The organism is Coleofasciculus sp. LEGE 07092, assembly GCF_015207375.1.
Taxonomy (GTDB): Bacteria; Cyanobacteriota; Cyanobacteriia; order Cyanobacteriales; family Coleofasciculaceae; genus LEGE-07092.
Genome location: NZ_JADEWY010000114.1, coordinates 1 through 21,810, shown reverse-complemented (window position 1 = coordinate 21,810; position 21,810 = coordinate 1). Strand labels below are relative to the sequence as shown.

The window sequence follows — 21,810 nt, the reverse complement described above, 5'->3', positions numbered from 1 at the left end:
CAGCTCCCCAGCTCCCCAGCTCTCACTTCGTTGTCATCGTATGAACCCCATCCCAATACTCCGGCGGTGGATTCTCCAGATAATTTTTAGAACGTTCTAAGTGAATGAATACAGCTTGATCCGTTGGCTTGAACTGACGTGCATCCTCAAAGTAGGTGATAGCTTTAGAAAAATCGCGGTTGATATAAGCCTGACGCCCTGCCGCATAAAGGTCTAAAAACTTTCTAGTCTTGTCGTTGAGGGGCGTGTTAATATCTTCAATCAACTCGTAGATGCTAACGGCTTGGTATTTACCCTTCACCCGGATTTTATCTAACTCTCGCACCCAAATGCGATCGCGGCACAAGTTATAAGTAAACTCACTCAAGATAATATCGCAGCCATACTCTTTAGTTACACTTTCTAAACGAGCGCTGAGGTTAACTCCATCCCCAATTACGGTATAGTCCATCCGTTTATGGGAACCAATATTACCAGAAACCACCTCTCCCGAACTAATACCGATGCCGATATGAATTAAGGGCATCCTATTCAACAAACGGGGCTGGTTGAACTCTGCCAAGCGCCAGCGCATATCTAATGCCGCCTTCACTGCCATCCAAGCATGATTTTCTTTTAACGGCAGCGGTGCTCCAAACACTGCCATCAAAGCATCTCCGATAAACTTATCCAACGTGCCTTCGTGGTTGAAAACTGCCTCCACCATCGTTTCAAAATACTTGTTCAGCAGCGAGACTACCTCAGAGGCTCCCAAATTCTCCGTTAGGGTCGTGTAGCCCCGGATATCGGAAAATAAAATAGTGACATCTTTCTTGCTGCCCACCATCAGGGCATCTTCCCCCAACGCCATCACTTGCTCGGCAACGCCTGGGGTCATGTAGCGATACATGGTAGTCTTGAGTCGTTTCTCCCGGCTAATATCTTCTAACACCACCAAACCACCCCGCACCGTTCCTTCTGGGTTAGTTAGGGGGTTAACCGTCATGTTGAGACTGCGTTCCATTTCCTGGATTTGGTTCTTGGAAAGGTACGTTGAGGAACGGGAATCCCAAGGTGCTTCATTCCAGGGAATATAAACATCGGGTTCATCACTCTTGGGAACTGCTAGGATATAGAACTTATTTTCATCAGCGGATTGGGGATGGCGAGTTATCCCTTGCTCCCCTAGAGTACTTTCAAATAGACCAACGACTAAGCTTTGCTCGGGCAGGTAATGCTTTGTACCAGTCGTCAGGCTATCTTGTAATCGGCTTTGCAGGTTTTCAATCGGCACCACCTCCCAGACGTAGCGACCGGTGAGTTTGTACTCCCACAACAGTCGATTTTGACTGTTGGGTTGCTTTAGGGGAAAACCCAGCAATGCCATGGCGGCATCATTAATGGTGACAATCCGCCCCTGCATATCGGTAGAGATGACAGCATCAGAGAGACTTTGCAGAATATCCTTCTGATATTGCTTTTCAATTAGGACGCTTTCAAAGAGTTTGGCATTTTCCAGGGCAATCCCTGCTTGAATATTAAACGCCCGCATGAACTCTTCATCGGAACTGGTAAAACTGCCTTGGTGCTTGTTAATAAGCTGAGTAACACCAATCAAATCACCGGCTGAATTAAACACCGGCATACAAAGAATGTTTCGGGTTACATAACCGGTTTTCTGATCTGTACTGGGATCGAAGCGGGGGTCTTTATAAGCATCGGGGATATTCAGAAGTTGACCGGTGGACGCGACGTAACCGGCAATACCGCGATTAGCTGGAATGCGGATTTCCATGAAGGTTTTGCCGTCGGCTGTGGCAACTTTGCTCCAAAGCTCGCCCGTGTCTTTACTGAGCATAAATAAGGTCGAGCGGTCAGCCTGCATCAATTCGCGGGCTTGCTCCATCACTAAACGGAGCGTGGCTTCTAAATCTAAACTCTGACCGAGAGACTGAGTTGCCTTCAGCAAAGCTGCCGCGCCTCGCTGGTTGCGAGCTGCCATATAGAACGATTGGCAGGTTTCTAAGATAATCCCAATTGAAGCGGCAAAATCCCGGAATCGCTGCTCGTCGTCGCTATCAAACGGTACTCCTCCAGCTTTATTCAACAGTTGCACCACCGCAACCACCTGCTTGCTGCTGCTCAAAATCGGCATACACAGGAGGGTATGGGTATGATAACCGGGGCGTTCGTCAACTTCTTGGTTAAAGAGGGGGTGGTTGTAGGCATCTGGGATATTGAGGCATTCCCCCGTGGTGGCAACATGACCCGCTAGACCCATGGAGAGGGGAATCCGCAGTTCTCTGGCGCTGTAGTTATCTGTTTGGGGAATTTTTGCCCAGAGCTGACCTTTGTCAGCGTCCACTAGGAAAATGGTGGTACAGTCAGCTTGCAGAATTTGACCGATTTTTAGGGTAAAGGCTTCCATCACCTGCTCTAGCATGGTTTCTAGAGCTTCGTGATTAATCATTTCCAGCGCCCGCAAAAATTGCTGAAATTCAGCGGTGATGAAGTCCAGCAGGCAGATAAATTCGGGAACGGATAGGTCTTTAACTCGATGAGTTAGGACGCTGGTGCGATTGAATTGGGTTAACTGAGTCAGTGTAGCGAGAACGCTACCCGTATTGGAGAGTGTCATATCAATGGCGGTTCAAAAGCTACTTGACAATCTGGTTGGCAGACGCGCTCTCATGCACGTCTCTTTTACAGATGGGTAGGTAGATATAAATTACAGGCTGTTAAAGAAAAAAAGCTATTCCCTCCTGGGGCAGTTTGACTCAAGTTCATTTTACAAAAATTTACATATAATGAGTGAAATTGAAGGAACTTAGCGTTTAAGCAACTCCTGCACCCTACTGCTCAAAAATGCGATCGCATACCGAAAGAGAATCAGACTAGCGATAAAGGGTTAATTTCGAGTAAGTGAGAAAAAATCGACCTATCTACGAATGTATCCGCTCCTTCAGGGGGACACAACCATCAAAATACCTAAAAAATAGTTAAGAAGGTGGACTCTCCTCAAGATTGGTTGTTTTAAACATTAAAGTTCAGGAGTCAGACGGGGAGAACTAGAAGTCTAGAAGGCTTATAGGAGTTGGGTTGGTGCTTCTTCTGGCTCTGACTATTCTTCTTCCAACTCAGTGTCTGTTCGTGTCTACGGGCTGATCTGGATTTATATAAATTTTGTTATAAAAATTTATATAAATATTTTCTTTTTATTTTGATATCGCGGTAGGAACACGGCATAAATAACGTGTCTGGAAGTTCCAAAAACTATCAGATGCCATGCCCCTACATAGGCTCCCTCTTTTCAAGCGGCTGGTGACAGAGACTCAAACATCACAACTGCCCTATAGTAGTTCTGCAACTGACGAGTTGCAGCCGCCCAACCCCAGCGTTCAGCTTCCGCCCTGGCATTTTGCCGCAGGGTTTCCCGTTCCCTTTGCTCCTGAAGGAGGCGCTGGGTTGCCGAGATCGCTCCTTCCTCATCCGTGGGCTCAAATAGGTAGCCATTGACGCCATCGGTGACAATATCAGGGATACCCCCTGAACGGGCAGCTACCACCGGACATCCTGCTGCCATGGCTTCTAGCAGTACTAATCCTAGTGTCTCCGTGCGGGAGGGAAAGATAAAAGCATCCGACGAGGCAAAGGCAGAACCCAAATCTGTACCCGTGAGATAGCCTACGAAATGAGTAGGTGTTCCGGCAAAGTGTTTTTCTAAGGCAAGGCGGTGGGGCCCATCCCCGACTAACGCCAGACGCGCATCAGGGATAGATTCAAGTACGGGTTTGATACGCTCGATTTCCTTTTCCGCAGAAAGACGCCCGACGTAGAGAAGTAGGGGACTTTCGGGGTGTCCTTGGGAAAGGTGCGATCGCATTTCTACAGATGCCAAACTGGGATGGAAGGTTTCCGTGTCTACTCCCCGTTGCCACAAGTCTAACCGTTCGATACCCTTTGCCCTCAATTCCTCTACCATGGCGGTTGAGGTACAAAGGTTGAGCTGGGCTTGATTATGGCTAACTTTAATTAATTCCCACATTACAGGTTCGAGCATTCCCAACCCGTAGTGTTGGAGGTACTGGGGTAGATGGGTGTGGTATGATGCAACCAACGGAACTTGCATTATTTTGGCATAATACAAGCCACCCAGTCCCAAAACCGCAGGGTTGACGACATGAATTAAGTCTGGCTTAAATTTTTCTAACGCCACACCAATTGAGGGTCGCGGCAGTGCTAATTTGAGTTCTGGGTACAACGGCAGGGGGAAACCAGTAACGCCGTAAATTTTGGCTCCCTTATAGTCTTTCAGTCCGCCATCGGGACATACGACCATTACCTGGTCGCCGTTGCGCTGCAAATGTTCGACGGTGTGGCGCAGTCGCGTCACAATGCCATCAACTTTGGGTAGAAAGGTTTCGGTAAATAAGGCAATTCGCATAGTTTGTGGTGGTGTGCTGAGTAGGATCTGCTAATTGCGATCAATTCGGGAGGTTTTTTGGGGTAAGGTACAGATTCCGTGAATCCCAATCGCTGCAATTCCCCCACCTAACAAGACTCCTACGCCTTCGGCGAAGCAATTGATTCTGTGTCTATTTTCCGCTGCTTGGGCGATAGATAAATCCCGCAGGGTTGAGGATGGTGATTGGGACAGCTTCTGGTAATAGGTATGGTGACGCTCAAGTGCTACCCACTCTGGGAGCAGATAATAAGCACTTAGAGCAGAAGCTGCACAACCTGGCAGCACGATAAAAAGTAAGAGAATCGCCTGTCGTAGGTTCATGACCGGATGTTCAAAGAGTAAGACAAGAGGGAATAGGAATTGCTATTACCTATTGCCTCTTGCTTAAAGACTTATCGACGCCAAGACACCTTGGGTAGAATTTGCTTTTCATCGACTCGCTTCTTATACTTACTCGCAAAGTTCAACAAGGAATCGAGTAGGGAGTCAGATAGGTAGTGAGGTTCTAAACCAAGACTCAACAGATTGGTGTTTTTGGCGTAGAAGTAATGTTGTTCGAGTTCAACTCTGGGGTTATCGATATGATTGATAGTCACATCAAATCCCATCTTCGTACTGGCATTCTGTACCATCACGGCTAAGTCGCCTACGCTGAAGAGTTCGGTGAACTGGTTGAACACGCGGAATTGACCGGAATCAGCGGGGTTTGCGATCGCTAATTCCACACACCTTACCGTATCCCGAATATCCAAAAAGCCGCGAGTCTGTCCACCTTTACCATAAACGGTTAGGGGATGACCGATTGCCGCTTGGATGCAGAAACGGTTGAGGGCTGTCCCAAAGACACCATCGTAGTCTAAGCGGTTAATCAGCATTTCATCCATGCCGGTTTCTTCGGTTAAGACACCGTAGACTACCCCCTGATTCAAGTCGGTTGCCCGTAAACCCCAAACCCGACAAGCAAAGTGGATATTGTGACTGTCGTGAACTTTGCTGAGGTGGTAGAAGCTACCCGGTTGTTTGGGATAGGGTAGGGTGTCTTTGCGTCCGTTATGCTCAATCGTGATGTAGCCTTCTTCGATATCGATATTGGGCGTTCCATACTCGCCCATCGTCCCCAACTTGACTAAATGGCAATCGGGGAAGTCTTGCCGCATGGCATATAAGAGATTCAGCGTGCCTACAACATTGTTAACCTGAGTGAGAACGGCGTGTTCTCGATCAATCATCGAGAAGGGTGCAGAACGCTGTTCGCCAAAGTGAACGATGGCTTCGGGTTCAAACTGATGGAGGGACTTAATGAGGAAATCGTAATCGGTAATATCCCCCACGAACAAGTCAATGGATTTGCCAGTCAGATCACGCCAGCGCTGGAGGCGTTGCTGAATCGGTGTAATCGGAGTGAGGGTTTCAACGCCTAGTTGCAGATCCCAGTGACGACGCACCAAGCTGTCGATAATGCCGACTTCGTACCCTTTTTTGGAAAGATGGAGGGCGGTTGCCCAACCGCAATAGCCATCGCCACCAATAACCAAGACTTTCATACTCAACCGTAAAAATTTCGCTTGCCGATACTCGGTAAATTTACCAGGTTTCGGGTACTCTCAAACCATTAAACTGAATTCTGTTTTCCAGATAAGGGAGCAGGGAGTAGGGAACGGGAAATGGGGATTACTGCGGTTAAATTACTCGGAAAACTATGACTAAGCTATCTCTATCGCTGCCATCCGAATGTATTCTTCGCCGCGCCTCTGCTCAGGATAGCCGGTCGATTTGGAAATTGGTGCTGGGGGCAAAACTCGATCCCACCCAGTTGCGATGGCAGCAATTTTGGGTAATCGACTGTGACGGGCATCTGGTTGCCTGCGGGCAGTTGCGGAACTTTGATGGCGCACAGGAACTGGGGAGTTTGGTGGTTGCACCCAAGTGGCGCGATCGCGGTTTGGGCAGTTTTCTGGTGCAGCATCTGATTACACAGGCGACTGAACCTCTGTATTTGGAATGTTTGGGCAAGGGGCGGGCGCAGTTTTTCAGTCGGTTTGGGTTTGTGCCAGTTTCTTGGCAGGAGTTGCCGCGATCGCTCAAATTTAAGTTTGGGGTGTCTTTCTTGGGGAGAAAGGTATTGAGAATTCCGGTAGAAATTTTGGGGTTCAGGGAGTGGGGAGTAGGGAGTAGGGAGTAGGTAAGAAAACTTAATGTATAGCAACTGCCAAGACGGTTAGGACATATATGTCCTAAGATATGTGTCCACTGCTATACCTCTATATTTGGGACAAATATGGACAGAATTGGCATGAATTCATCATTCATTCACAAGATATCCCCGTGGTGTAATCATCCAATCTCCATGAAGGCTAGTACTCTGATTACCAATCAGCACTGTTGTCAGCATATCAATGGGTATACTGAGTAATTTGTCAAGGTTAGTCAGAGTAATTTGTTCATCCTCTCGATAAGCAGAACGCACGATCGCAACAGGGGTATGAGGAGGGCGATAATTGAGGAAAATTTGATGAGCGATCGCAAGTTGTTCGGTGCGGGTGCGCGATCGCGGGTTGTATAATGCAATAACAAAGTCTGCCGCTGCTGCTGCTTCCAGCCGCTTTTTAATCACCTCCCAAGGGGTTAACAAATCACTCAAACTAATCGCACAAAAGTCATGCATTAACGGCGCACCCACACGAGACGCCGCCGATTGCAGTGCTGTAATACCAGGGAATACCTGCACTCCTGGTGTTTTGCCATCCCAACCCTGTGCCTTAAGTTCCTCTAGCACTAACCCCGCCATACCATAAATGCCACAGTCACCAGAGGAAACCACTGCTACGGTTAAACCCCATTGCGCCAATTCAATCGCCCGTTGCGCCCGTTGGCGTTCCTGGGTAATAGGTAGGCGCTCGATAATTTGCCCTGAATGCAGGATAGGACTAATAAGATCAATATATAGCGAGTAACCAATAATCGCATCCGCACCAGATACCGCCGTTTGTGCTGCTGGCGTCATCTGATTTAGCTGTCCAGGTCCTGTACCCACCAGTAATAATTGCCCAGTTCGTCCAGTATAGTCTTGTTCAGCTAGGGCGATCGCAACTGTCACCGCTCCTGGTTCATTGTCTGACTTGAAAATTTGTTTGGGAACGAGTAGGGGAGAACCAGTCAGGGAATCAATTCCCTGGCTGGTTTCGGGAAACTGAATCACCCCTACTTGATAAGAGGGAGTTGAGGGCAGTAAACTCGCACAAAGGGCAGCAGCTTCGGCAACACTAGGAGTACCCACTTCTTGATCGACAACAGCCGAAGGGGTGGGGACTGTCACAGAACGCAAAACCTCAGAGGCAAAGGTTCGTAAGGGTAAATTGTGATCGCGACATAATTCCAATAACCCCACTTCATCGGCTTTAATATCAATAGTGGCAATTCCGGCGATCGCACCTTGGGCTAAATGATACCTCCTACAAACCTGCTCGATTGCAGTTTCAATTAATTGTCTAGATGTACCGCGTTCGCATCCGATTCCTACCCACAATACTCGTGGATGCCACTGGACTTTGGGGATATCAGAATCTGGGGAAAAGCGACGATGAGTGAAACTAATCCAAACTCTGGCTTTGGGTGTGGCAACAGATTTTGTAGGGGATGGGTTATTGGTGTGTCCGCAAGATTTACCTTCCGCTATTAAATTATCTGTATCTGCTACATCCGTTACCCCCAATTCAAATATAAAGGGATGTCTTTGGGGAAGATGCTGTTGCCATAGGGTAGAACCCACTTCTTGAATAAGTTGAACGGGCTCGCTTCGCGCTACTACTGCACTAACCCCTGTCCAATCTCCTTCACCACGCTGCCATCCGAAGGGAATACCGAAGGTATCGATTGCGGGTAATCCTAATCCGTTGGATGCGCCTGTTAAAACGGGGGTTGCCCCGAGTTGGATAGCAATTAACCTTGTGAGTTGATCTGCTTTGCCTTGATGTCCGCTGCATAAACTAATAACAAACTGACCTTTTTCATCGATAACAATAACCGCTGGATCGTGGGATTTATCTTGTAGGAGAGGGGCAATAAGGCGCACAACTGCACCGGTTGCTAGGCAAAAGATGAAGGCACGGTGATTGTGCCAGAGGGAGGCGATGTGGGATTTAAGAGAACCTGGATAAACTTGGACGTTTTCTAAGGGATTGAGAGACTCTGGCACCCAAAGAATAGCCCCTGTTGTTTGACAAAGGGGTTGCAGCTTTTGGACAGCGGTGGGGGTGGTTGCGATCGCAGCTATTGGCTGAAATTCTTGCCAGAGTACTATCATTGACGCTTCTAATCTTAGTTAATGTATTTTTCGTCTACTCGCATCTTGCACCATTGTCAGTAAACCCGAAAACCCACTCAAGTCCATTAAGATGGACTAAAACTCTTATCCAGTCGTATGCAAGACGAATGCCAGCTATAAGACAGGGGTTTTAACCACTGACGGGTTGTTGCCACTATTGCTATGTCCTACCCATTTCCTCCTTTAACTGCGCGTCACTGCTGTAGTTTCTTGAAGAACCTCAGAGAAGGCAAAATCTGGTTCAGCCAAGACAATCACTGTAGTCGGCAATCCCGCCGTCAGTTTCTGTAAGCCTTCGTAGTAACTCGTGAACTTTTCTCCAGGCTGCGCCATGCCCAGGAAAACTAAATCTGCGCTTTGGGAAGAACGGCGGAGGATTTCTGGAAAGGGTTGTCCCTTCGATACAATCACTTGCGATCGCGCCCCAATACGCAGTTGCCCAGTTAAATCTTCTAAATTGGCGCGTGTCGCTTTAGCTGCCATCTCATTCGGCACCACCAGCTTTAGGTTAATCTCAGCACTCCGCCATTCGATACTGGTGCGCAGCAGGTAAGCCAAAATTAACATTAACCCACCATTTGCCTGCAAACCCCCCCACCAGACATCGATCCGCATACGACGACCAAAATCCCGTTCCTCAGCATTGCGCAAGATAACAACATTGCGCCGCGCTTGATGGAGACTGGTAATCATCTGGCAATAGCTCTCCCGGTGAGTGGGTTCCTCACTATCCCCCAGCAAAATTGTATTAGGTACTAGGGGGCCGATACCGTAAGCCTCTACCAACCGCTTTGCCCCCGTAAAGGGGTCGGGAGCTGTCACCAATCGTACCAACCCTTGAATACCCCGCTTCTCTAAATAATCGCGGATCGTCGCTTCCATTTCCAATTGCTGTGCTGGATCGCGGGAACCACTGGGCAGTACGCTAGCGACTGTAAACAAGCTGCGGTTGTGGGTGAGATTTGCTGCAAATTCGATCAAATGCCAGCGGCGGGTTGGTGCGCCAGAAAATACTAAAATGTGGGGTCGCCAGTTCTTCGTATCGGGAGTATAGTCTAGTCTCAGAATTCCCGTTCGCACCAGTGCCATCCAAATACCCTGCCGCACATCTCCCCAAGCACTTTGCAACTCCCGACGCTCTAGCCAAATATAGATGCTCAAAACAATAACGGCTGCCATAACCGTGGCGACAGCATTAATTAAGAACATCACCCCCAAGCAGCCAAGAGCACCTAGCAGCGATAGGAGCCAGTGAACGCGAAAAGAGGGACGGAAGGACGGACTTCGTAAAAAGCTCTCAATCCCTGCGGCTATATTCAACACCAGATAGGTGGTGAGAAAAAACATACTCAAAACAGGTGCAATTAGGTCAAGATCCCCAACCCCCACAGCTATTAATACCAGCCCCAGAGTTACCACCGTCGCAATACGCGGTTCATCCTCTGAACCCGAACCCGTACCCAAAAACCGTAACCATCGGGGTAAAATGCCATCGCGGGCAAGGGCTTGCATGACCCGAGGAGCGCCTAGAATGCTACCGATGGCACTAGAGAGGGTAGCTCCCCATACCCCTAGCAAGATAGAAAATCCCCATGTTGAAATCCGCTTCATCACCAAGGGGTCTTCAATTAAAGTTAGAGCATCTGCCCGCATCGCCAGGATTACCGGGAGTAGCATATAAACGATATAACTGGTGCCAACGGCTGCCAGCGTCCCAATGGGAATCGAGCGGCTAGGATTGCGCAAGTCTCCCGACATATTCACCCCTGCCATAATGCCCGTGACAGCCGGAAAGAATACAGCAAAGACTTGCCAAAAGGGTTCGGAATTTTCGGGTTTGGCTCCCCACATCTCAATTTGAGTGTTTTCGATGGGGGAACCGAAGACTAAGCAGATCAGCGATATGGCGATCGCTGCCATGATGAAGTATTGGGCTTTAATTGCAATTTGAGCAGATGTGATTGCCAGAATAGCAACTAGTACAGTCGTAATTAGTGCCACCAGGCGCTGATCTAACCCTTGAAAGTTCAAGGCAAGACTTTCAGCAAAACCAATGGTGTATAGGGCAACGGAGAGGGCTTGGGCAAAGTATAAGGGAATACCCACTGCCCCCCCAGTCTCGATACCAAGGGAGCGGCTAATCATGTAATAGGCACCTCCAGCACGAACCACCCGATCGGTCGAGATCGCGCAGATTGAGAGGGAGGTGAGAAGGGTAATAGCGGTTGAGAGTGTGACAATAATTAAGGTGCCAATCAAACCGACATTGCCAACCACCCACCCAAACCGCAGGTACATGATTACACCCAGGATGGTGAGAAGTGATGGTGTGTAAACACCCCCAAAGGTTCCCAAACCCGTCCCAGATGAGGGCGGACTGGGGGTAGAAGACTGCAAACGGGGGCGGAATAGAAATTTCATGGTGAGCACCTAAGCTTTCAGTTTCAGTACAAAGAATCCTGTTCTGAGAGGACGATAGACCTTTCTCTTCTTAACAGGAATCAAAAAGACCGTTAAATGTCTAGATCCGGCACCCCTAAAAAACGTTCCACTCTACCCTTTCGGGTTAGTGGTGGGAATTGATCGAACTTGAATACCCGTGTCCGTTAATTTAGCTAGCAATTCCGTGAATGACCAGAGACGATTTTACAAGCAAGTCTCTAGAATCGGAGTCCACAACTGAGTGCTTCTTTGGTAAATCTGTCTTTCAATTGAATAAAAAATGTATTGTGTGCTACAAATATTTGTTTATTCAGAATTAGTGCTTTTTGTCAATACTTAAAATTTAACCCTTGCTAACAGAGGATATTCCCTTAATAATTTTTAACTCAATTCATGAACGATCAACGAAGACGGAACTTAGAGCCAATTACCAATCAACACAAAGGGTGCCCAGTAATAGGGATGCTCGTATTGTTCTTGTTTAAGCAGGAATAACTGAGCTTGACGGAGTGCTTCAGCGCGGTTGCCATCGGATTGGATCAGGTGGCGGTAAAACTCTACCATTGCCTTGGCAGTAGATTCATCATTGACAGACCATAGAGTAGCGACAGTACTGCGAGCACCAGAACGCACGGCTAATCCGGCTAATCCTAGAGCGGCTCGCTTGTCTCCAGTGGCACTTTGGCAAGCACTCAGAACAAGAAGTTCAATGGGTTCGGCATTCCGTTGTTCTTTAACTTGAAGTAATTCAGATAAGGTATCTGCACTCAGGCGTTCATCCCAGGTGAGGAGAAAAGTATCTTCGGGATTAGAACTAAACTGTCCATGGGTGGCAAGGTGAACAATGGCAACCGGCAGGGTTTTAATCTGATGTTCTAAGGCTGCAAGGGTAAAGGTTTCATTGAACAAAACTTGGGATTGGATAGTTTTACTAATGTCGTTGACTTCTTGCTCGACACCTGGTAAGGCTGAAAAACCCTGACGCGCTTCGCTTAAGCCTCCAGTTAAGGCTTGGAGTTGGATGTTTTTGAGCGATCGCGGTTCTAGCAATTGCAACCCTGGCGTTAAGACGATACTATACTTTTCAACTAGATACTGTTGACCGTCGTAGAGGGCAGCAATGGGTACATTCCGTAACACACCATCAAGTACAAAGACTAATGTTTTGATATTGCCTTCAGCCAACTGAGCTTCTACAGGTTGAATCAGCCAATTATAAATGGTTTGGGAAACCCTGAGCCGCTCTTTGCTGGGTATAACTCGGTGGAGTGTCTTTTGCATCTGGTTAACGGCTTCTTCAACTGCCGTTTGAGATAAGGGAGTGGTGTATTGGCTTAAGGGTTCTCCCGGCAGAGAGAGAATAACGGCTAAACGGTCTGGTAATATAATTGGATAAATAACAGCCGCCGTTGGGTCGTCTTTCTCAATTACGGTGTCGATTTGCTCTGATTTGACCTCTAGGCAGGATGTGCGGAAAAAGTTTTCGAGTTCGGCTAACTGTAGGGATTCAATCACATTTCGCGCTTGCTTGAGGTTGTCTTGAGAAGGAGATTTCAACAAAAGGTTGACAAGGTGACGATAAATGGGTTCGATTTCCTCTTGGAAGGAGAACCGGATATCGGAGTTCATCGCTACTAAATCGCCACGTAGCGATCGCACAATATCAACAGCTTTTTGATTCGCGGCAATAGCCTCTTGCATATCGCCTTGTTGAGTCAGCACTCGTGCCAGTTGCCATTGCCATTGGTAAGAAATATCTGTGGCATTAATCCGCTGTGAAAGGATTAGGGCTTGCTGAATTAAGGTTTTAGCGTCGTCTAATTGCTGAGTTTGCTCGTACAATTTCCCCAAAGTGCCGAGGGCGAAGGATTCTGCTCTTATGTCCTTTACTGTTTTTGAGTCTTGGATGGCTTTGGCTAAGAGTTGGGCAATATCTCGATTATTGGCAAGTTTGGCTGTGTTGGCTTTCTGAACTTGCACAAGCTGCATGAGACTTGCTGCCAAATTAACTTGGGTATAGATGGCATCTCGACTAGGAGGAAGAGGGGAAAGATTTGCCTGAATAGATGGTAGTAGTAATTGGGCGTCTGAAAACTGTTGCAGATGAATCAGAAGATTGAATTGATTCAGTTGCGCTTCCAGTTGGCTGAGGGGACTGGTTGCTGTTTCTGTCGCCTGTTGATAGTACTGTAATGCTAGGGTCATCTCTCCTAAGCCTCGTGCAGTATTGCCGAGACTAAACAGGGCAGCACTAATGTCTGGGGCAGAATTAAGGGTTCGGGCAACAGCTAAACTTTCTTCGAGGGCGTTTTGAGATTCTTCGAGATCACCAACAGTCTGCCAGACAAGTCCTAGACTGCGTAATCCTGTAGCTTTTACTAAGGAGTTGGGTTGGGTATTGAGCGTCTGCTGTACCTGTTCTAGGAGGCTTTGCGATCGCCTAAACATTCCCAAGCTTTGTAATGCCTGAGCCTGATTGATTTTGCTTCCCAATACCCCCATTTCATCATCGGCTCGTTTATAAGCTGTTTCGGCTACTTGCCAAGTTTTAAAAGCCGCTTCCGGTTGTCCAGTTGCTAATTGCAGATTTCCTTGGGTATTGAGCGCTTGTGCCAGGATACCTGCATTGGATTGAGTTTCTAGTAAGGTGAGGCTTTGATTGATAGAGGCTTCCGCGTCTTTCCATTGTCCCAAGTCTTGATAGGCTAAGGACAGATAATTTAAACTCACTGCCTGCTTGAAGCGATCGCCTTTTTGTTCGTAATCCTGTGCAGCTTTAGCCCAAGCGATCGCTGCATCAGCAAAACGTCCAGCGTCATAGTAGGTTTGTCCTTGCAATAGAAGAGAAGGACTAGTCTGAGCAGTAACAGGAACAACCGTTGTCACTAATAAAAACATTAATAAGACTAAGCCTAAGAAAGAGCGCCAACTCTTATTACGTCTCTTGAAACGATTTTTTATATATTTATACATCTAAATGAGCCTTGCACATCTTACAGAGCAGTACCGCCAATAAACTGGCTATATCTTTTGATAGAGATAAGGCGATTTGGCTTTGGATATGATGTCACGATAATCGTTAAGGAATTCGAGCGGTGACGAGTATCTCAGTTGAACCACACGTTCGCCAAATTGCCATAGATGCGATCGCACTCTATCAGACTTATATTTCACCCCGGAAAGGCTTTGCTTGTCCTCATCGAATGGCACAGGGTGGTGAGTCTTGCTCAATGTACATCAAGCATCTACTCGGTGAGGAACAGTTAATGTCAGTGATTCAGCTATCTCGGCATCGGTTCAAAGCTTGCGCTGCTGCTAGCCAAATGCTTCAATCCAAAAATTCCAGTTCTGGATGTATCGTTATCCCCTGTTGCCTGCCCCTTTAAAATAGCAGTTGTGATGCAACATGATGCAACATTAAGAGGGCTGAAGCGTGAACATTCGCCGTATTGAACCCGAACCCAGTCAAGAATCTGTTTGGGATTATCCCCGTCCACCTCGTTTAGAGGACTCGCCCAAGCACATCCAAGTCATCTTTAATGGTATCACCATTGCCGATACTCACCATGCCAAGCGAGTGTTAGAAACCAGTCATCCACCTGTCTATTACATTCCGCCTGAGGATATTAAAATGGACTATTTGTCAAGAACTACTCAAGGGTCATTTTGTGAGTGGAAGGGGAAGGCGCTTTACTATACCGTCGTGGCAAGTGACAAACAAGTGACTAATGCAGCTTGGGCTTATCCCAACCCCACATCAAACTTTGCCGCGCTCAAAGACTATATCGCCTTCTATCCCCATCTGATGGATGCTTGCTATGTTGATGGGGAAAAAGTGCAGCCGCAACCAGGAAATTTTTACGGGGGTTGGATTACGAAGGATATTGTCGGTCCCTTTAAGGGCGGAGTGGGAACTTGGGGTTGGTGAAGGGGACAAGGAGACAAGGGGACAAGGGGACAAAGGAATTCTTGAAGTGTTACTCCTCGTCCCTGCTCCCCAATAGGAGAAAGGTATGGGGCACGAATGGGCGCAACTTAGGTGAAAAATACTCCAACTCATGCTCAAAGTAATACGTGGAGTATTTAGAACACTGAGTAGACAACTATGCAAATCAATTGGCAAACCGCCAAAACCTACGAAGATATCCTGTATCACAAAACCGACGGTATTGCCAAAATTACCATCAACCGCCCCCAGAAACGCAATGCCTTTCGTCCTAAAACGGTATTTGAGCTTTATGACGCCTTCTGTGATGCCCGTGAAGACCAAAGTATTGGCGTTATTCTGCTTACAGGCGCTGGACCTCATACCGATGGCAAATACGCCTTCTGTTCAGGAGGCGACCAAAGCGTGCGCGGTAACGCTGGATATGTCGGTGATGATGGGGTTCCCCGCTTAAATGTCCTCGATTTGCAACGCCTTATTCGCTCAATGCCCAAGGTGATAATCGCCTTGGTTGCAGGTTATGCAATTGGTGGTGGACACGTCCTGCACATCATTTGTGACTTGACTATTGCGGCTGATAACGCCATTTTCGGTCAAACGGGACCCAAAGTCGGCAGTTTCGATGGCGGGTTTGGTGCTAGCTATCTAGCTCGGATTGTCGGTCAAAAAAAAGCGCGAGAAATTTGGTTTCTCTGCCGCAAATATACAGCACAAGAGGCACTGGAGATGGGTTTAGTCAACTGCGTCGTACCTGTAGAGCAGTTGGAAACGGAGGGAATTGAGTGGGCGAAGGAAATTTTAGAAAAAAGCCCCATTGCTATCCGTTGCCTGAAAGCCGCTTTTAATGCTGACTGCGATGGTCAAGCTGGTTTGCAGGAATTGGCGGGGAATGCCACCTTACTCTACTACATGACTGAGGAAGGGGCGGAAGGAAAACAAGCGTTCTTAGAAAAACGCTCACCGGATTTTCGGCAGTATCCTTGGTTGCCCTAGAGTAGGACGGGAAGGGGAGACAAGGGGACAAGGGGACAAGGGGACAAGGGAGTAATTCTTCTCTCCCATCTCCTCCGCTCCCCTACACCCCTTCTTTGTAAAGAATTTTGATTTTAATACAATCGGTTGATTTAAATTTCTTCTCTCGAAAACTAAGGTTTTATTAACTAAGTCGCAATCTCAAAAATCTAAAGTTCACTATTCACTATTAAGTGTTGTTCATCATCTATTCATTCAATTATATCGATGACAGAGGCAGTAAGCAACACACTATAGACTGCCCATCTAGCCGAGGGTTAAAGGGAAACTTATACGACAGCCACTTCATCTGTCAAAATTTCAGGGAGCGATGAGCTTTTTTCAACAGCATGGGTGGGCTGAGAAGGCTCTTGTAAGCAATTTACAGCTAGTTTATTTGGTTTAAATGTCAGTTTACGATCCTGCCATATCTGTTCAAGACTTTCCCAAGACGGTGCAAAAGGAGGAAGAGCTAAAGAGCACGCTTTCCAACCCGCTTTTACTGGTACGCCAAGTTGCTGGCACATACCCCCGCGCCGTCCTTCTAGCTGGTAATATACGCAAAACTGGCAAGCAGAAGTTGGGCAATTCACTGTCTTCATTGGAGTTATTTCCAGGAGTAAGTAGTGGTGTATGTCACTTTCAAATTTTCCTGACTTTTTAGGAAAAACTAGGGTTATTTTATATTTTCTTTATAATTAGTTTATATACAGATACATTATTTATTAAGAAAAAAAACAAATGAGCGGTTGAGCCGATAAATGGATGGTTTTTTTGTTAAACGAGATGGGGATCAAGTGAAACACGAACGGGAAATATAGTTCTATAGACGGAGGTTGAACCCAGAATTCTACTGTCAAATGACTCATTCACGCAGTCCAATTAGTTCTCTGAGGGGTAAGTTGGCTTGGCTAGGGTTGCCGCCACTGCTTGGCAGCACACAAACCACAGACACGCCAGCGCTGGAGTTCTCCGGGAGGTGTTGGACAGTGACATTGCGGACAAAGAGGGAACTGTTTCGATCGCGCCTGTATGCCCTCAGCCCATTGCTGAAATGCCAAGTGAGGGGTTTGGGGATTAGGGGGTTGACTGACTGAAGACATAGAGGTGGAGGTGGGCTCAGTCCAATGACTGGGATGCTCTTGCGAGGATGTAGACGTAGAGGAGGGCGCTGGATCGTCTCGATGCCAGTAAGCTGTAGAAAAGCGAATGCCCGTTAACGGGCTGGACAACCTGGCATTGATCTGTTTCAAAATAAAATGACGCTTCAATTGCAAGTCTTGAACCCAAACGGAGCTAGACGTGGCAACATAAAGGGTATCTCTAACGATGGAATGCGGTCGTGTCTGTTGCCCGTCTGTAACTCCCACAACTTGAAGCCAACACTCAAGTATTTGTTGTAACTGCTGTTGAGCTTTCCACTGCGGCTGATTCTCAAAGGCACCAAGCAAGATATGATTGAGCGATTTAAGCATCTATCCGGTACATCCCCATATAGCCATCCTAATTCAAGGGTATCGAAGGATCAGAATCTGTTCTCGCTCAATCTATTAAAACTAGAAAGCCTGTATTACACTGACAGCCAGAGTCTCTAGAGCAACCCCTGATGAGGCTGGGGAAGTTGTTGGACTTTTGCCGCTCATTGAATAGAATAGCCAAAACAGGTGCTTCCATTTGCTTTCCCCCTTTTAACGTTTGAATTCCCACATAAGCCCTCCTCATGAGCCAGAATACCTCCGTTGAATCCCCAAATCGCTCCTCTGCCAAGCCCCCAATTAATCCAGCTTTGCAGGCAGCCTTGGGCAGCTTAGACGTGCAAATTGAAGAAGAATTAGCCCGCTACCGACGCCAACGAGCTGGACGTCCGGTAATGCCTCCCCGAGGTTTCAGTCGTCACAAAACCCAGAAACCCGTTGAGTTAATATCCGTTGAGCGGTTAGGAGAGACAGCTCAATCAGGTGTTACTAAGATAGCTACTGCAACCTCAAAGACTCCAGTTAATGGAGTATCGTTCAGTACCAAACCCAATGCTGATGCTTCCAAAAAAGTAGACAGCGAAATCACGACTCAAACAGATTCCTCTGACGCTCTCCGAGCCGCTGTCTCTGAAGTGGATCGCGCACTTGTTGCGCTTTCCACCCCTGATGAGGCAACCGAGTATTCTCCTAGTGAGAAAACAGTAGGCGAACCACCAATCCCGTCTGAGCAACCCCATGAAGCGGGAGGCGATTTGGTTACCCCTAGTGCCGCTCAAGCCCAGCCCGAAGATTATCTAGAATCATCAGAAAAATTGCTGCGGAGTCTAGAAGAACAAGAGCCAGAAACAAAATCTCACAAGCGTTTTGCTGATAGAATCTTCACTCCACTGGGAATCGGCTCAATGTTGCTGTTGCTGCTCTCAAGCGCTACATTGAGCTACATTCTCATGAATCCATCCACTCGCAGCAGCCTCGGTTTTGATCGTTGGCTTGGTTCTCAACCCAACTCAGAGGAACAAGTAGAAACAGCAAACGCCAATTCAGAAAATGAGCAATCTATCGTCAACGGGCCAAACCTGGCTGCTGATGAATTTCCAGAAGTGAATTTAGATACCCTAAGTCGCCTACAAGCCAGTTCAACACCCAGCCCCGTTCCCTCATTGATAGCCCCTATCCCCAACCTGCCTAACCCCGAAGCCGCCCAACCCGCACCTCAATCGGCTTTCCCACCTCCAGTACTTCCCGGAGGTGCTTCAAGTTTACCGTCGGCACTTTTGGCACCATCCCTACCGCCAGCAGCCGTATCGCCTGCGGCACCAAACTCTACACCAGCACAACCCAAACCAAATACGAGCAATTCTAGTCCAGATTCAACTCAACAGAAGCAGTCTCAAACCCCTAAACCTAGCCCGAACCCGTCACCAACAAAAGCAGCCGTTACTCCCCTCGGTAATTTCTATTACGTGCTGGTTAACTATGACAGCGATCGCACTTTAGAACAAACACAGGCGATCGCGCCAGATGCCTACGTGGAGAACTTCCCGCAAGGTAGGCGGATTCAAGTAGGAGCCTTCAAACTTGAGTCTGAAGCGAAAACTCTAGTCGAGCAACTCCAGAAGCAGGGAATTTCTGCATCAGTTTATCGTCCCTAGTCATTAGTTTTTCACAAAGGACGAAGGACAAAAGACTAAGGACTCTGATATACCATGATGTTAGAGTTTCCCGTGACCCGCAATGTGAATGGAGAGCTGCTATGGGATTGATCGATCGCATCTGGCGAGTAATTCGTGCTAACCTTAACAGCCTGATTGGACAAGCCGAAGATCCAGAAAAAATTCTTGAACAAGCTGTAGATGAGATGCAGCAGAATCTGATTCAGATGCGTCAGGCTGTAGCTCAAGCGATCGCTTCCCAAAAACGCACCGAGCGACAAGCGTCTCAATCTGAAACCACGGCGAATGAGTGGTATAACCGCGCCCAGCTAGCCCTCTCCAAAGGAGATGACACCTTGGCGCGGGAAGCCCTGACGCGGCGAAAATCTTATCAAGAGACGGCAAAAGCCCTTACCAGCCAGCTAACCCAGCAAAATGAGATTGTTACTAAGCTCAAAAAAGATATGCGGACGCTGGAGAGTAAAATATCGGAAGCGAAAACTAAAAAAGACTTGTACATTGCTAGAGCTCGCTCTGCTCAGGCATCCCAAAAAATTAACGAGATGCTAGGCAATATGAATACTGGCAGCGCTTTGAGTACCTTTGAGAAGATGGAAGACAAGGTGCTACAGCTTGAAGCTCAATCCCAGGCAATGGCAGAACTCTCAGGCAATGAATTGGATCAGCGATTTGCCACTCTTGAAAGTGGCGGTGAAATTGATGCTGAGTTGGCAGCAATGAAAGCTAGCTTGAGTGCAGGCACCGAATCACCCAAATTACCGTCTAATCAGGCAACATCTGCCGAAACTATGGAAACTGACGGAGAACTCGAAAAACTCCGCTCCGAACTTGAGAACTCTTAAAGGTTTCTTGAACGGGGTGATTATATAGCAATTTTGGCTTGGAAGTTTCTACACTGGATTAAAAGTATCCTGTTTTATTGGCTTGAGGATGAGTGTTTTGAGTGAGTCGAAGAAGCGCTTTAGACTTTTAGACATAAGACAGGAGAGCCTAACTATCAGCCTCGACACCCCTCTTTTGCTGGCTCTACTACTTTGAGCCTGCTTAATGCCCACTTTATACATTCCGAGAGGATAAACAGCGTCATGGGATTATTTGATCGCCTTAGCAGAGTCGTCAGAGCCAATCTGAACGATATGGTTAGCAAGGCTGAAGATCCAGAAAAGATTCTGGAACAAGCCATTATTGATATGCAGGAAGACCTGGTACAGTTGCGTCAAGCTGTTGCCAGGGCAATCGCAACTCAAAAGCGCACGGAGCAGCAGTATAACAAAAACCAGTCAGAAGCCAATAACTGGCAGCAACGCGCTCAACTTGCGCTGCAAAAAGGGGATGAAACCTTAGCACGCGAGGCACTGACTCGCAAGAAGACAACCGCTGAAACAGCGGCTACCCTAAAAACTCAACTGGATCAGCAAAGCACTCAGGTAGACACCCTCAAGCGCAACCTGATTGCCTTAGAAAGCAAAATTTCTGAAGCCAAGACGAAGAAAGATATGCTCAAGGCACGGGTAAGTGCTGCCAAGGCAAACGAGCAGTTGCAAAGCACAATTGGGCGGCTGGGTACTAGCTCGGCAATGGGGGCTTTCGAGCGGATGGAGGATAAAGTGCTGGAGCTAGAAGCTCGCTCTCAAGCTGCCCATGAGCTTAGTGGTGCCGACTTAGACAGTCAATTTGCTGCCCTAGAGTCTGGCAGTGATGTTGATGATGAGTTAGCTGCAATGAAAGCGCAGTTGACAGGTGGTTCTGTTTCACAGCCAGCTTTGGAAGCAGCATCAGAGCAGCAAACATCTCCCTCAGCCAAGGCAGAGGTTGACGACGAATTGGAAGCGCTACGCAAGCAAATTGACAATTTGTAAATGTCAACACTTGTTGACAGCGCTTTTTGCAATCAAAGACCTTGGTAGGCAACTCAACATACAATCCAACTGATACGTTTGTTTGGAGAAAAGGGGAGAGAGTCTATCCGGGTCTTGATTGGTTTTATCAGACGGGTAAAGCGTTAGACTGATCTACTGTACCAATTGTGAAGGAAATACTTGTCCCTTTGCCAGTCGAGTCCCCAGCAACTGGAGGGCAGACAGAGGATGAGCGTTAAATCAGGAGCTATTGCCTTGAAGGAGGGTGTTGTGAAAAAGGTAATTGAAATTACAGATAACGAGTTTGAAACCGAAGTATTGAAAGCCGAACAGTCCGTGCTGGTATATCTGTGGGCAAGTTGGTGTGGACCTTGCCGCTTGGTATCTCCATCAATAGATTGGGCTGCTGAAAATTATAGCGATCGCCTGAAAGTAGTCAAGATGGAAATCGATCCCAATCCAGTCACTGTGAAGCAATATCACGTTGAAGGCGTCCCCTCACTCATTCTGTTTAAGGAGGGTGAGGTGATTCAATCCCACGAGGGAGCTATCGGTAAGCAGACGCTACTGTCGATGTTAGATAGTCACCTCTAGTTAAAGAAGATGAGGGAGATGGGGGGGATGAGGGGGATG

17 protein-coding genes are annotated in these 21,810 nt (G+C 47.5%); 8 read left to right on the top strand and 9 right to left on the bottom strand.

Going from position 1 to position 21,810, the window contains the following annotated elements:
• Nucleotides 1–22: 22 nt before the first annotated feature.
• The 4 genes from IQ257_RS22910 to IQ257_RS22895 form a co-directional block, all read right to left on the bottom strand.
• Nucleotides 23–2,617, bottom strand: coding sequence for an adenylate/guanylate cyclase domain-containing protein (locus IQ257_RS22910; protein ID WP_193878065.1), 2,595 nt, complete (start codon nucleotides 2,615–2,617; stop codon nucleotides 23–25).
• 672 nt (nucleotides 2,618–3,289) lie between these two features.
• The gene (locus IQ257_RS22905; RefSeq protein ID WP_193878067.1) at nucleotides 3,290–4,423 is read right to left on the bottom strand and encodes a glycosyltransferase; all 1,134 of its coding nucleotides are present in this window, start codon (nucleotides 4,421–4,423) and stop codon (nucleotides 3,290–3,292) included.
• A gap of 30 nt (nucleotides 4,424–4,453) precedes the next feature.
• Nucleotides 4,454–4,765, bottom strand: coding sequence for a hypothetical protein (locus IQ257_RS22900; RefSeq protein WP_193878068.1), 312 nt, complete (start codon nucleotides 4,763–4,765; stop codon nucleotides 4,454–4,456).
• A 71-nt stretch (nucleotides 4,766–4,836) separates the two neighbouring features.
• On the bottom strand, nucleotides 4,837–5,988 hold the full coding sequence (locus tag IQ257_RS22895; protein ID WP_193878070.1) for an NAD-dependent epimerase/dehydratase family protein: 1,152 nt from the start codon (nucleotides 5,986–5,988) through the stop codon (nucleotides 4,837–4,839).
• A gap of 155 nt (nucleotides 5,989–6,143) precedes the next feature.
• Here IQ257_RS22895 and IQ257_RS22890 point away from each other — a divergent pair, with 155 nt between their 5' ends.
• Entirely contained in the window at nucleotides 6,144–6,626 is a 483-nt protein-coding gene (locus IQ257_RS22890; protein ID WP_193878072.1) for a GNAT family N-acetyltransferase, read from the top strand.
• A gap of 120 nt (nucleotides 6,627–6,746) precedes the next feature.
• On the opposite strand, the gene cobJ is transcribed toward IQ257_RS22890, so the two are convergent.
• From cobJ to IQ257_RS22875, 3 genes are all read right to left on the bottom strand, one after another.
• Nucleotides 6,747–8,747, bottom strand: coding sequence for a precorrin-3B C(17)-methyltransferase (cobJ, locus tag IQ257_RS22885; RefSeq protein WP_193878074.1), 2,001 nt, complete (start codon nucleotides 8,745–8,747; stop codon nucleotides 6,747–6,749).
• A gap of 204 nt (nucleotides 8,748–8,951) precedes the next feature.
• On the bottom strand, nucleotides 8,952–11,189 hold the full coding sequence (locus tag IQ257_RS22880) for an amino acid permease (RefSeq protein ID WP_193878076.1): 2,238 nt from the start codon (nucleotides 11,187–11,189) through the stop codon (nucleotides 8,952–8,954).
• A 438-nt stretch (nucleotides 11,190–11,627) separates the two neighbouring features.
• On the bottom strand, nucleotides 11,628–14,108 hold the full coding sequence (locus tag IQ257_RS22875) for a CHAT domain-containing protein (RefSeq protein WP_228060945.1): 2,481 nt from the start codon (nucleotides 14,106–14,108) through the stop codon (nucleotides 11,628–11,630).
• A 197-nt stretch (nucleotides 14,109–14,305) separates the two neighbouring features.
• On the opposite strand from IQ257_RS22875, the gene yidD reads away from it, so the two are divergent.
• The 3 genes from yidD to menB all read left to right on the top strand — a co-directional run bounded on the left by yidD (nucleotide 14,306) and on the right by menB (nucleotide 16,149).
• A complete protein-coding gene (gene yidD, locus IQ257_RS22870; protein WP_193878080.1) occupies nucleotides 14,306–14,596 on the top strand; it encodes a membrane protein insertion efficiency factor YidD in 291 nt (96 codons plus the stop codon).
• Between the two features lie 47 nt (nucleotides 14,597–14,643).
• Nucleotides 14,644–15,138 carry a DUF427 domain-containing protein gene (locus IQ257_RS22865; RefSeq protein ID WP_193878082.1) on the top strand — a complete coding sequence of 165 codons (495 nt, stop codon included), beginning with the start codon at nucleotides 14,644–14,646 and terminating at the stop codon, nucleotides 15,136–15,138.
• A gap of 177 nt (nucleotides 15,139–15,315) precedes the next feature.
• The gene (gene menB / locus IQ257_RS22860; RefSeq protein WP_193878084.1) at nucleotides 15,316–16,149 is read left to right on the top strand and encodes a 1,4-dihydroxy-2-naphthoyl-CoA synthase; all 834 of its coding nucleotides are present in this window, start codon (nucleotides 15,316–15,318) and stop codon (nucleotides 16,147–16,149) included.
• Nucleotides 16,150–16,457: 308 nt separating this feature from the next.
• Here menB and IQ257_RS22855 read toward each other — a convergent pair whose 3' ends face one another.
• On the bottom strand, nucleotides 16,458–16,769 hold the full coding sequence (locus IQ257_RS22855) for a hypothetical protein (RefSeq protein ID WP_193878086.1): 312 nt from the start codon (nucleotides 16,767–16,769) through the stop codon (nucleotides 16,458–16,460).
• 309 nt (nucleotides 16,770–17,078) lie between these two features.
• The gene (locus tag IQ257_RS22850) at nucleotides 17,079–17,642 is read right to left on the bottom strand and encodes a DciA family protein (RefSeq protein ID WP_193878087.1); all 564 of its coding nucleotides are present in this window, start codon (nucleotides 17,640–17,642) and stop codon (nucleotides 17,079–17,081) included.
• Nucleotides 17,643–17,887: 245 nt separating this feature from the next.
• Here IQ257_RS22850 and IQ257_RS22845 point away from each other — a divergent pair, with 245 nt between their 5' ends.
• The 4 genes from IQ257_RS22845 (at nucleotide 17,888) to IQ257_RS22830 (ending at nucleotide 21,771) form a co-directional block, all read left to right on the top strand.
• A complete protein-coding gene (locus IQ257_RS22845) occupies nucleotides 17,888–19,297 on the top strand; it encodes an SPOR domain-containing protein (protein ID WP_193933247.1) in 1,410 nt (469 codons plus the stop codon).
• 101 nt (nucleotides 19,298–19,398) lie between these two features.
• Nucleotides 19,399–20,160 (top strand): PspA/IM30 family protein, encoded by a 762-nt coding sequence (locus IQ257_RS22840; RefSeq protein ID WP_193882559.1) that lies wholly within the window; start codon nucleotides 19,399–19,401, stop codon nucleotides 20,158–20,160.
• Between the two features lie 243 nt (nucleotides 20,161–20,403).
• Nucleotides 20,404–21,177 (top strand): PspA/IM30 family protein, encoded by a 774-nt coding sequence (locus IQ257_RS22835; RefSeq protein ID WP_193882560.1) that lies wholly within the window; start codon nucleotides 20,404–20,406, stop codon nucleotides 21,175–21,177.
• A 228-nt stretch (nucleotides 21,178–21,405) separates the two neighbouring features.
• Nucleotides 21,406–21,771 carry a thioredoxin family protein gene (locus tag IQ257_RS22830; RefSeq protein WP_193882563.1) on the top strand — a complete coding sequence of 122 codons (366 nt, stop codon included), beginning with the start codon at nucleotides 21,406–21,408 and terminating at the stop codon, nucleotides 21,769–21,771.
• Nucleotides 21,772–21,810: the final 39 nt, after the last annotated feature.

Coding starts and splice junctions, on each gene's coding strand:
- IQ257_RS22835 (WP_193882560.1), top strand. CDS start 20,404: ATGGGATTATTTGATCGCCTTAGCAGAGTCGTCAGAGCCAATCTGAAC.
- IQ257_RS22845 (WP_193933247.1), top strand. CDS start 17,888: ATGAGCCAGAATACCTCCGTTGAATCCCCAAATCGCTCCTCTGCCAAG.
- menB (WP_193878084.1), top strand. CDS start 15,316: ATGCAAATCAATTGGCAAACCGCCAAAACCTACGAAGATATCCTGTAT.
- IQ257_RS22900 (WP_193878068.1), bottom strand. CDS start 4,765: ATGAACCTACGACAGGCGATTCTCTTACTTTTTATCGTGCTGCCAGGT.
- IQ257_RS22890 (WP_193878072.1), top strand. CDS start 6,144: ATGACTAAGCTATCTCTATCGCTGCCATCCGAATGTATTCTTCGCCGC.
- IQ257_RS22840 (WP_193882559.1), top strand. CDS start 19,399: ATGGGATTGATCGATCGCATCTGGCGAGTAATTCGTGCTAACCTTAAC.
- IQ257_RS22875 (WP_228060945.1), bottom strand. CDS start 14,108: ATGTTTTTATTAGTGACAACGGTTGTTCCTGTTACTGCTCAGACTAGT.
- IQ257_RS22830 (WP_193882563.1), top strand. CDS start 21,406: ATGAGCGTTAAATCAGGAGCTATTGCCTTGAAGGAGGGTGTTGTGAAA.
- IQ257_RS22850 (WP_193878087.1), bottom strand. CDS start 17,642: ATGCTTAAATCGCTCAATCATATCTTGCTTGGTGCCTTTGAGAATCAG.
- IQ257_RS22895 (WP_193878070.1), bottom strand. CDS start 5,988: ATGAAAGTCTTGGTTATTGGTGGCGATGGCTATTGCGGTTGGGCAACC.
- IQ257_RS22880 (WP_193878076.1), bottom strand. CDS start 11,189: ATGAAATTTCTATTCCGCCCCCGTTTGCAGTCTTCTACCCCCAGTCCG.
- IQ257_RS22855 (WP_193878086.1), bottom strand. CDS start 16,769: ATGAAGACAGTGAATTGCCCAACTTCTGCTTGCCAGTTTTGCGTATAT.
- IQ257_RS22910 (WP_193878065.1), bottom strand. CDS start 2,617: ATGACACTCTCCAATACGGGTAGCGTTCTCGCTACACTGACTCAGTTA.
- IQ257_RS22905 (WP_193878067.1), bottom strand. CDS start 4,423: ATGCGAATTGCCTTATTTACCGAAACCTTTCTACCCAAAGTTGATGGC.
- cobJ (WP_193878074.1), bottom strand. CDS start 8,747: ATGATAGTACTCTGGCAAGAATTTCAGCCAATAGCTGCGATCGCAACC.